General features: G+C 45.3%; 8 protein-coding genes. 3 read left to right on the top strand and 5 right to left on the bottom strand.

The genetic code is table 11. The annotated features are described in order from the left end of the window. Window positions 1–26: 26 nt before the first annotated feature. Window positions 27–1,553 (bottom strand): response regulator, encoded by a 1,527-nt coding sequence (locus C170_RS26625; protein ID WP_036616026.1) that lies wholly within the window; start codon window positions 1,551–1,553, stop codon window positions 27–29. Window positions 1,554–1,569: 16 nt separating this feature from the next. Then, a complete protein-coding gene (locus tag C170_RS26630; protein ID WP_036616028.1) occupies window positions 1,570–3,333 on the bottom strand; it encodes a sensor histidine kinase in 1,764 nt (587 codons plus the stop codon). 206 nt (window positions 3,334–3,539) lie between these two features. Here C170_RS26630 and C170_RS26635 point away from each other — a divergent pair, with 206 nt between their 5' ends. From C170_RS26635 to C170_RS26645, 3 genes are all read left to right on the top strand, one after another. Then, on the top strand, window positions 3,540–4,853 hold the full coding sequence (locus C170_RS26635) for an ABC transporter substrate-binding protein (RefSeq protein ID WP_036616030.1): 1,314 nt from the start codon (window positions 3,540–3,542) through the stop codon (window positions 4,851–4,853). Window positions 4,854–4,921: 68 nt separating this feature from the next. Beyond that, window positions 4,922–5,794, top strand: a complete 873-nt coding sequence (locus C170_RS26640) for a carbohydrate ABC transporter permease (RefSeq protein ID WP_036616033.1) — start codon at window positions 4,922–4,924, stop codon at window positions 5,792–5,794. A 1-nt stretch (window position 5,795) separates the two neighbouring features. Beyond that, the gene (locus C170_RS26645; RefSeq protein ID WP_017688542.1) at window positions 5,796–6,626 is read left to right on the top strand and encodes a carbohydrate ABC transporter permease; all 831 of its coding nucleotides are present in this window, start codon (window positions 5,796–5,798) and stop codon (window positions 6,624–6,626) included. A gap of 117 nt (window positions 6,627–6,743) precedes the next feature. Here C170_RS26645 and C170_RS26650 read toward each other — a convergent pair whose 3' ends face one another. The 3 genes from C170_RS26650 to C170_RS26660 form a co-directional block, all read right to left on the bottom strand. Next, complete coding sequence (locus C170_RS26650; protein WP_036616036.1) at window positions 6,744–7,448, bottom strand: SDR family oxidoreductase; 705 nt, start codon at window positions 7,446–7,448, stop codon at window positions 6,744–6,746. A 221-nt stretch (window positions 7,449–7,669) separates the two neighbouring features. After that, window positions 7,670–10,084, bottom strand: coding sequence for an RNA polymerase recycling motor HelD (gene helD, locus C170_RS26655; RefSeq protein ID WP_036616039.1), 2,415 nt, complete (start codon window positions 10,082–10,084; stop codon window positions 7,670–7,672). Window positions 10,085–10,425: 341 nt separating this feature from the next. After that, window positions 10,426–10,694 (bottom strand): transposase (locus C170_RS26660; protein ID WP_036616041.1); only part of this gene is annotated, 269 nt, incomplete at its 5' end.

Consider the following 10,694-nt stretch of genomic DNA (forward strand, 5'->3'; position numbering starts at 1 on the left):
TAACATAATTAAAAAGGGTTTGTTAACTATGATTGGGTCTTTATACCAGACATCTGTTGTTTATAATCCGTAGGACTTAGCCCCGTATACTCTTTGAACACCTTCGAGAAATAGTGCTGGTCGCTAAATGAAAGTAAATCGGAAACCTCCTTAAACTTCATGTCGGGTTGACTTTCCATCAGTCTGCAGGCCTCCTGAATGCGAAGCCGGGTGTAATACTGGACAAACGTAATTTGTGTTGCATTTTTGATCACTCTGCTGACGTACGACGGGCTAACGTGAAACTTCATGGCAATGTCGTTGATAGATAATTGAGAGTATTTATTTAGTTTTACGTAATCGTCAATCTGTTCAAACAGGATCGCCTTGCTTTTTCGAACGTGGGATTGCAGCATATCGAAGCACTGTCCCGTCCATTCCGCCAGTTCCCGGCAAAAATCGGCATAGGACTGTGCCTGGGCGAATTGTCTTGACCGAAGCTCCAGACCCAATCTCATGCCCGACCCCTGTTCCTCGTACAGATGAGCAAACGTGTCTACAATCAATCCAATAAACCGCTCCACCTCGGTCATATGTACATTTTCCTCTGCCCATCGATTCAGCAATTCGGATAACTTAAAAGCAAACCGTTCTTTCTGCCGAGCCTGTATCATCTGTACAAAAGCTGATTCCTGCAGCGGATCCAGACAGCCTGTCTCAGATCTGGCCATCGACACCGGATTCCCGGTATCCAACACTATTCCTTGTTTCAACCGTTGCTGCTCAGACAAAATGGACGACATTCGGTGATAGAGCTCCGGCAGATTACCAGACTCAGCGAATAGAAGTTGTCCTCCAATGATTGCATCGATGTCATGCGCAACCAAATGCCGTCGCATCGATTCAAGACATTCATGTACGGAAGAGTACACCTCAAGTGCACTCTTGTTGACAAAAGCGATAAATTGATATGAAGTTTGACTGGTGTAAACACGACAAGGATGGAATGCAAAAAAATCCTGCACTAAACCCTCAAGTTCCACCTGCACCCAACGTTCATGCCCTGCGGTAAAAGGCTGTCTGCTCATAATGATCATCATCTGGCTGAATAAAGGCGGAAAATGCTCCCCCTGTTTCGACGTAGTCTCACATTGGGGATGAATGATTTCCTGCAAATCCAGCAGTTCCTTGGACATCTGTTGATCAAGTTGGTCAATTACCCGACCCATGACTTCTTCAATCGCCTCTCGCTCGACGGGTTTTAACAAATAGTCAAACACTTGCAGGTTCAATGCTTTTCTTGTGTATTCAAAATCGCTGTAACCGCTAATCAAGATGACCTTCAGATCCGGGTTGGCAATTTTGGCTTGCTCAATCAGGGACAGTCCGTCCATTTTCGGCATTCGTATATCGGTCAACAGCAGATCAATCGGTGACTGCTTTATCGCCGCCAAGGCTTCCTCTCCATTTGTTGCCGTAGCCGTTACACGAATCGGGAAGCTCAGCGTTTCCAAGAGCATTTTAATATTACGTAATATCGGTTTGCTATCCTCAACGATCATAACGTTATACATCGCCTATGCCTCCTAGTTAGTAAAAATCCTTCGTCAGTGAGCCGATGATTTGAATCGTTGCTCCATGTTGCTCTTCCGCATGGTTGTTAAATATATTAATAAAAAGCCGGTTGTTATACATTAGTTTGAGTCGATTGACACTGTTGATGATCCCCATGTTACCAAGGGCTGTGGCACGATCGGCAGTCTGGTTCATTCCGGAACCCGATGCCTGAATATTGGCTAAAATCTCCTGGATCTTATCCGGTGGAAAGCCTTCTCCGTTATCTTTGATCTCCAAAGCCCATAATCCGTTATATTGTTTCACGGTAATCTGGATACGCCAAGGCGGCGTGGTGTTGGCAAAGGCATGTTCAATGCAGTTTTCCACAAACGGCTGAATGACCAACCGCGGCAATCGGATATCGTTCGCCAGCTCGTCTGCATGGATGTCCCACTCCAGATCCTCTTCGTACTTTTGTTGTACAAGGGACAGATAATGTCTCGTATGTTGAAGCTCCTCAGCCAAAGTCACATGCGCGTATGGTGAAGAGACAATATAACGCAGACTGTCCGAAAGATGTTTGCACATATCCGATACAACTTTGGTCTTCCCCTCTTGGGCGGCAATACTGATCAGGTATAGAACATTATGAATAAAATGCGGTGCAATCTGGGCTTGCAGCGCCGAATTACGCGCCTTTACTTCTTCATGAAGCGCCGATTTTTCCCGGTCAATGGATTGCTGCAGCCTCTCCATCAGATCCTGAAAGGCTTCATTTAGCAATAAGAGATCGTTATTCTTCGGCGTTTCATCCACTTTCAGATTCATATTGCTGTAGTTCATGCGCCAGATCTGACCGCGTAGCTTGCGGATAGGCAGCAGCAGGTTACGTGTCGACAAGAAGATATACACAAACGAAACCAGCATCAGTGCTGTAATCAGCAGAATGGACATCGTCTGAACCGAATGAATCGAGCCTAGAACAGATTTTTTGGGCGTTATGATATACGTGATCCAACCTGTACTGGGTGAAGTGGAATGCGTGATATAATTGTCGTTTTTGTCCACATCCAGTCCCTCGTCTGATGAAGGCTTTGTCCAGTTGGTAAATGTCACACCCGCTTCCGAGCCCGTCATCTGCTCCCCTTGTTCATTCAGAATATAGACATCTCCAGCGGTGATGCCCTCCGTTAGGTTCTGTATATAGGCCTGTTCCATCTGGATGCTAAGATAACCGTACACCTTGCCGTTCTGATCATTGATCGTGCGCACAAAGGAGATTGTATCGTCTTGACGCAGCAGAACAAAACCACTTTCCGTCCAATCTCGTCCGACCTGACTACTCTCCATCATGGTGTTCAGGATTGCGGGAGGATTGCCCGAACCCAAATATGATGTCAGGAGAACCCCGTGATTGTCGTAGATGGACATGTCCTTAATATTCATACTCGGCCCGATGGCCTGAAACATAATGTCTTTGATGATCCGAATCTGTTTCAGCCTTTCATAATTACTATGCGCTGAGGAGCTCTTGTCCATGGCTGCAAATATATTTTTGCTGGATAATATTCGCTGTGACATCTGGTTCTGTTGTTCTACGTAGAGATCAACTTGCTCTCTTACCTTCGTAGCTGTAACGAGCGTATCCTGCTCCGTTTTCAGTTTGAGCGGGCGGACAACGATCACATTCACATAAACGATAAAACAGCCCAGCACGAACAAAAGCAGAGCCAGAAACGTCAAAAACACCTTTGTCTGCAAACTGAATTGAGTTGCTTTATGTATGAGCTTTGCCATTCTCAGAGATGCCCTCCTGTTCTGACATGATGTGAAATCCCTTATATTCATGTCTACTCTATCACGGTATTTCATGAAATAATAGCGATTTCAAGTTCAGGATTTTACACATCAACGTTCAAGCACAGACATGTACCGGGCCCAGAAAAGAATCTATAATCGGAATTGTAAACGGATTCACTAAACGTTTTAGAGGGGGATTTGCATTGAAAACAATAAAAAGAAAAAAGGCGTTTTCTATTATTCTGGCCAGTTTATTAACGGTCTCGTTAACCGCTTGTGGATCAGTAGGTACGGATTCCGGCACAGCTGCTGGCGGGGACAGCAAGAGTGGCAAAGTCACATTGGAGCTGGCAATCTCTAAAAGTTCTCAGGACTCTGCCTTTATCCAGCAGGACATTCTCGATGCATTCGAAAAACAAACAAACATTCGTGTCAATTTGCAGCTGATTCCAGCGGAACAAACAACAACTGTACTGCAAACCAAACTGGCTGTAGATGAAACGCCTGATATTATTCAGTACAATCTGGCGAGCGCAGTCACGGACCTGAACCTTGAACGTAACTTCGAGATTCTGGATAACGAGCCTTGGGCGAGCAGAATTATGAACAAAGACGTCCTCTCTTCTGGTGGCCATCTCTACAGCTTCCATGTCAGCCAAGATACAGGGATGCAAGGGGTCGTATATAACAAACAAATCTTTGAAGAACTCGGGTTGTCGATTCCAACCAACTACGAAGAATTCCTGGCGATCTGTGAAAAAATCAAAGCGAGTGGCATTACACCTGTATTCATGCCTTACAAAGATGCCTGGGCTGCCAACATCTGGCCTGCTGCAGCTTTTGCCGATTTTGTAGCCAAAAATGAACCGACGTTTTTTGATGACTTGAACAGCAACAAGAAAAAATGGTCTGATATCCCGGAATTCAAAACATTCCTGGAACAACAATATGAGATTTACACTAAAGGTTACACCAACACGGATGTGCTTAGCGACAGCTATGACATGGCCGTAGGTAAATTCCTGAACAAGGAAGTTGCCATGATGTTTATGGGCGATTGGTTAATTGAAGGCGTGGCCGAGCAAGATCCAAATATGGAACTGGGCGTATTCCCGATTCCATCGTCAGACAATGCCAGTCTGGGTGCAAGTCCACTCGGCGGACAACTGTTCATTCCGAAGAAATCCAAACATTTGGAAGAAGCTAAACAATTCTTGGACTACATCGCCTCCAAGGAAGTTGCACAACAGATCGTGGACTCCAAAGGGTACGTATCCAATTTCAGTGACGTCACCACACCAGAATTGCCGGCTTACAAGCAGGATATTGTAGACAACTATATTACGCCGAAGAAAACCGTGCTGACAACGGATGCACACATGCTGGTTGATCGCAGCGAACTGTATCGATTGTTACAGGATCAATTCGCGGGTGGATTGTCACCAGAAGAAGTACTGAAATCCTGGGATGAGAAGTTCAGTCAGTTGATGCAGGATAAAGGCGTAGAAGGTTTCTAAAAAGTGAAATATAAGGCAGCATAACAGGATCGATCGTTATGCTGCCTAGTTATAACGGAGTGTGAGACATGAAAAGGACTAAAAATCTGTACTCGTATTACATGATATTTCCCGCACTGATTATCTACTCCATCTTTTTTGTTGTGCCTGCTCTCGCCGCTTTCTATTATTCATTCACGGATTGGCGGCTGGATCGGCTGGAGCTGAAGTTCATCGGGTGGGATAATTTCAAGAAAATTTTCTCAGACAAAACGCTTATTCTGGCGCTGAAAAACACGGCAATATTTGCAATCGTCACCGTCGTTGGCAAAAATGTCATCGGTCTATTGCTGGCCGTAGGACTTAACATGCGACTAAGAACAAAGAACCTGCTACGCGCGATCTTCTACTCCCCTTCCATTCTCAGCATCCTTGTGATCAGCATCCTGTTCACTCCCATGTTGCGTACCGAAGGTACAATTAACAATTTATTGGAATCTGTTGGGTTACATTCGTTAAGCCAAGCTTGGCTGACCAACCCATCGATTGTGATCTGGACGATTGCCATCGTCTCGATCTGGCAGAGTGCCGGGTTCCAGATGGCCATCTATCTGGCGGGCCTGCAGTCCATTTCTCAAGAGTATTATGAGGCAGCCAAGATTGATGGCGCAAGTTCGTGGAGAAGTTTTTTCAAAATCACACTTCCACTCTTGCTGCCCGCGATTAACATTAACCTGATGCTGACATTGATCGGTGGACTCAAAGTATTCTCCGAAGTATATGTCATGACCGGTGGTGGCCCGGGTAACGCTTCCCAGGTCGTAGGTACGATCATTCTGCGATCTTTCGGCGAAGGCAACTGGGGACTTGGTACCGCGGTCAACACACTTCTCTTCGTGGTCGTTACCATTATTGCTATACCGCTATTGATCTTCATGCGGCGTAAGGAGGTTACGGAATAACATGGGCTATACACGCAAACTCGCCATCCGCAACTATATCGTGGAAGGTTTCCTGATTCTGGCCTCTCTTATCGTTCTGTTGCCGCTTGTCATTCTGATCTTTGGTTCATTCAAAACCAGTGCCGAAGTGCTTAGCTTCTCCCTGAGTTTTCCGGAAACATGGCAGTTCTCGAACTATGTTCGTGTCTTCCAGGAAGGCGGACTGTCGCGAGCGTTCTTCAACAGCATTTTGATTACTGGCGTATCTTCCATCATTAATATCGTTGCCTCTTCGGCAGCGGCATTCATTCTGGCACGTCGGGAAACCAAACTATCCGGCACGATCTACATGTATTTCTTCATGGGACTGATTGCGCCAATGTCGATTATTACGACCATACGGGTTGTACAGGGATTGGGATTCTACGGCAGCATCACAAGTGTCATCCTGATCTACGCCGCGTTAAATACAGCTTTTAGTGTATTCTTGTATAGTGGATTCATCAAAACCATTCCACGAGCGCTGGACGAAGTGGCATTTCTGGAAGGAGCAAGTGTGTTCGGGGTGTTTTTCCGCATCGTCACACCGCTCATCCTGCCCGTTAACGCAACGGTAGCGATCATGGTGTTCATGTCCGTCTGGAATGACATCACGATTCCGGTGTACTTCCTGACAGACAGCTCCACATGGACGATGCCACTATCGATCTACAATTTCTACGGCAAATACAGCCGGGACTGGAACCTAATCTTCGCCAATCTTGTGCTTACTTCGCTGCCTGTATTCATCCTGTATCTATTCGGGCAAAAATATATTGTCAGCGGCCTTACTGCCGGTGCAGTTAAAGGTTAAACCTTATATTCTCACGGTTCTCAAGGCATAGAATTGGAGTATTCATGACGTAATCAACCCCCACCATAACTGGTGGGGGTTGTTTTATTTATAGCGAGAAAATGCATCTACGCCTCTTTATTTTTGAAACAATTGCGGGTAAAGGGCAGCAACACCACCAGCAAGACCCTGTTGTACATTCCGACTAGTATCATCAGCAATAATTTCGTAGAGATCCGCTTCAATGGAATCTATTGCAATTTTGGCAATATCCGTTGGGCTCGTTTTTGGTGCGTCGATACCTGCCGTCATATCCGTATCCATGAACGCCACGTGCAATCCGGCAACGCTAACGTTCTTAGGGGCTAATTCCAGACGTAATGCATTCGTAATTCCCCACTGAGCGGATTTTGCAGCTGAATATGCACCTGAGTTACCAAGGCTGAGCCAGGATAGAGCGGACAGGATATTCAGTATCGAACCGCCCCCATTCTTCTCTATTACCGGTGCAAACGCACGAATCATTGAAAGCGTACCAAATACATGTGTATTGAATTCCAAGTGAATATCGTTCAGCTCACCCGTGAGCAGAGAAGCACCCGTAGCGGAACCGGCATTATTAATTAGAAGGGTTACATCACTAGCTACCTCAGCTGCAGCCATGACAGATTGTGGATCCGTAATATCGAGTTGCAGTGGAATAGCCCCGGGCAGATCAATGGATTCAGGGTTTCGCGCCCCAGCATACACTTTGGTTCCCCTCGCCAGCAGTTCAAGAGCAAGTTCCTTACCCAACCCTCGATTAGCCCCACTTACAATAGCAACTTGTTTGGAAATATTCATTTATTATTACTCCCTCTCATTGAGAATGTATTCATTTTCGAGCTGTTATGGGAATGATCATTCTCATAACTCCCAATATCAATCTATCACATCGGGAACGATCAGTAAAGAATAACTTTTATGATTCATGTCTTTAGTAAAAGAAGATGCCCGATAACCTTTGAAATAAGGCTCCGAACATCTTTCTTTGGTCCTTTACTGAAAACGGATTTACATATGAATTACGTTCTTATGTCATATAGATTCGCAGGTAACGCCTGCACAAATGGTGACCAGTCACTCACTGTATATAGATGAAGTCGGTGCATGGCTCGTGTGCAGGCCGTATACAGAAGCTTGCGATCATATTCCTGGCTGTAAGCAACGGGTGAAGCATCATAGACCAGGACAGCATCGAACTCAACGCCTTTGGCGAGATACACAGGAATAACCATGATTCCTTTTTCGAAAATCTGTGTGTCCTTTGTTATGAGCTGCAACCCTTCGCCGCCTTGACTTTGCAACCTTTCATAGGCGTCACGGCTTTCAGCCGCGGTTTTCGTAATCACAGCGATGGAATCGAACCCCTCCGCCTTAAGCGCGGCGATGTCTGCGAGAATCTGCGCACCACGCAGCTTTTCGTCCTTCAATCCTGTTAAAAGAGGCTTCTGATCTCCCCTTTCAAACGGTCTAATCTCTTCTCCCCCTGGTAACATCTGTCTCGTGAATTCAACAATCTCTTTGGTTGAACGATAACTGCGTACGAGCCGTATCAAAGTAGTTTCGCCTTCTCCGTAAAGGTGAACCAGTGGCGAGTTGGATGCTGCCAAATCCGTAGCCTGCATAAAGATGGCTTGCCCGAAATCCCCCAGCACCGTCATGCGGGCACGAGGAAACAGTTTCTTGAGATATTCGTATTGAAACGCCGAATAATCCTGGCCTTCATCGACAAAGACATAACGAATCTCTGTGTTCGTCCGTACGCCTTCGATCATCTCTTTTACATATAAATACGGAGTAGCATCCTCATGGAACAGCTTGTTCTGAAGGATCATGGCCTTGGTCTGTTTACAAATCTCAGGCCAGTGCTGTGGGGGGATTGCCCCATTCGTTTGTTCCTGATAAGCGGCTTCATCTATAAATAGTTGTTCGTATATACCTTTCACATCCACGAACTGGAATTTCCGCACACTCTTTCTTAAAGGTTTAAACATGTCTTTCACCAGTTTCTGACGAAGCAGCTCCTCTTCTCGCACTGCAAAGTTAAAGGCACCCTCATCTTGCACTGCGCTGTCATTACCGTTATCTCGTGCTGCATATTTTTCCGCTACATCAAACACAGGCTTTTCTTTGTGCAACATGCGGAAAGCTTCCACGTACTCATCCGTGTCCAGATAATTCAACTCCTCCAGAACCCAGTCTGCTTCCCGTTCCAGACGTTCCAGCGTCACGAGTTCTCTCAGCAGCCATTCCTGCACAAGAAGAATACGGTTGGACAATATAAGATTTTGATCCAAACTGTAAAATTGAGTCTTAATTTGGTCCGCAGTGATGAATTCACGTTCCCGAAATTGAATCCCGCTAAACCGCATGCCCTCCCACCCCAGCCACTTACCGTAGTTTTGGAGCACTTCAAGGAATGTCTCGGAAGCTTTGTACTTAATCGCCTCCAGACGAGCTTCATATCCCGGATCATTCTGAGCTGTCAGCACATATTCAATCTGATCAAAGGCATCCTCTGGTCGGATGGAGGAATCCAGCCAATAATTCAGATATTCCTGGAAAGTCGTCTGCTGCATATTCTCTTCCCCAAGTTCCGGGAGCACAGTCGAGATATAACTGGTAAACATCGGATTCGGCGAGAAAAGCACAATCTGATCTGCTTTGACGGTCTGGCGGTGTTTGTATAGTAAGTAGGCCACTCGCTGTAATGCAGCGGACGTCTTGCCACTGCCAGCTGCCCCCTGAACGATAAGCATTCGGCTTCGGTCATCACGGATAATGGCGTTTTGTTCTTTCTGGATTGTTGCTACAATGCTCTTCATTTGTGAGTCTGCACCCTTGGCGAGCACTTGCTGCAACAGTTCGTCACCAATCGTCTCAGTTGAATCAAACATGCTATGAAGCTGCCCATGTTGAATCTGGAATTGACGCTTGAGCTCCATCTTTCCGTCGATTCGTCCTGAAGGTGTGTCATAACTTGCTGGCCCGGGAGAGTGATCATAGTACAGACTTGCAATTGGCGTACGCCAGTCATAGATTAGAAAGTTCAATCCATCTTCATCCATGAAGGATGATACACCGATGTAGATCTGTTCAGTCAATGTCATGCCTTTTTCCTTATAGTCGAAACGGCCAAAATACGGCGTTGGAAGCAGTCTCTTTGTATTTTTCCATTGTTGTGTTAACAGCTTGTGCCCGCGCTCCCTCTCCGCCAACACTCTGGACTGCTGATTAATGGTATAGAATGCATCTTCAAAATCCGTGTACGAACCGGTATTAATCGTCACTTCTTCCCAGAACCGTTTACGAATTTCGGCAGCCTGTTCATGCAGTCCGGCAACCTTCGGTTCTAACTCGTCGAGTCGTGCCTGAAGTTTGTTCCTCACCTGCACTAGTCTTTCCTCTTCCAACTTCCATTCGTTTGTTTTATCCATGAATAAGTCCACTCCCTTTTCCATTTATTGGGACCAAAAAAAGAGCATTGACAAATCGGAATGTCGGATGTAAAATTAAATTAGGATAAATAATGATTCACCCTTTACATTCAATATAAATGTCAAGTGTGCTATAGATTATATCATGGCCTTTTTTCACGTTCAATGCTTTTTTTTCGTTCTGTCTGAGTTGAACAATAATTTATATTATATAAGGTGTCCCTCCAGCTACACGAGGCCACTGAAAAACTTACGATTTTAATTTGTTAAGATTCATTTTAAATCAAAAAGGCTATATTTCGTTCACATTGGAACGGAATATAGCCTTTTTCTCTATCCTTTTACTTTGAGTCTTTCATGAGTGTAATGATTCGCTTGAGATTAACAGTAAATATGGCCATGGCACCTTGCATTTGCATGCCAACAAGACCCGAGGACGATGCAACATCATACCCGTGTCTGTGCTTGAGTTCGCTATTTTTCGCTTCAATTTTATAACGTTCTTTCGATTTTTCTTTGAAACTATCGCTACTTTGAAATGCCTCATGTTCCTTATGTTCGGTCGATTTGATGGTTACAGAATAGGTTTTACTTTTCGCACCTTCTTTAT

Source organism: Paenibacillus sp. FSL H7-689 (assembly GCF_000517905.1).
Classification (GTDB): domain Bacteria; phylum Bacillota; class Bacilli; order Paenibacillales; family Paenibacillaceae; genus Paenibacillus; species Paenibacillus amylolyticus.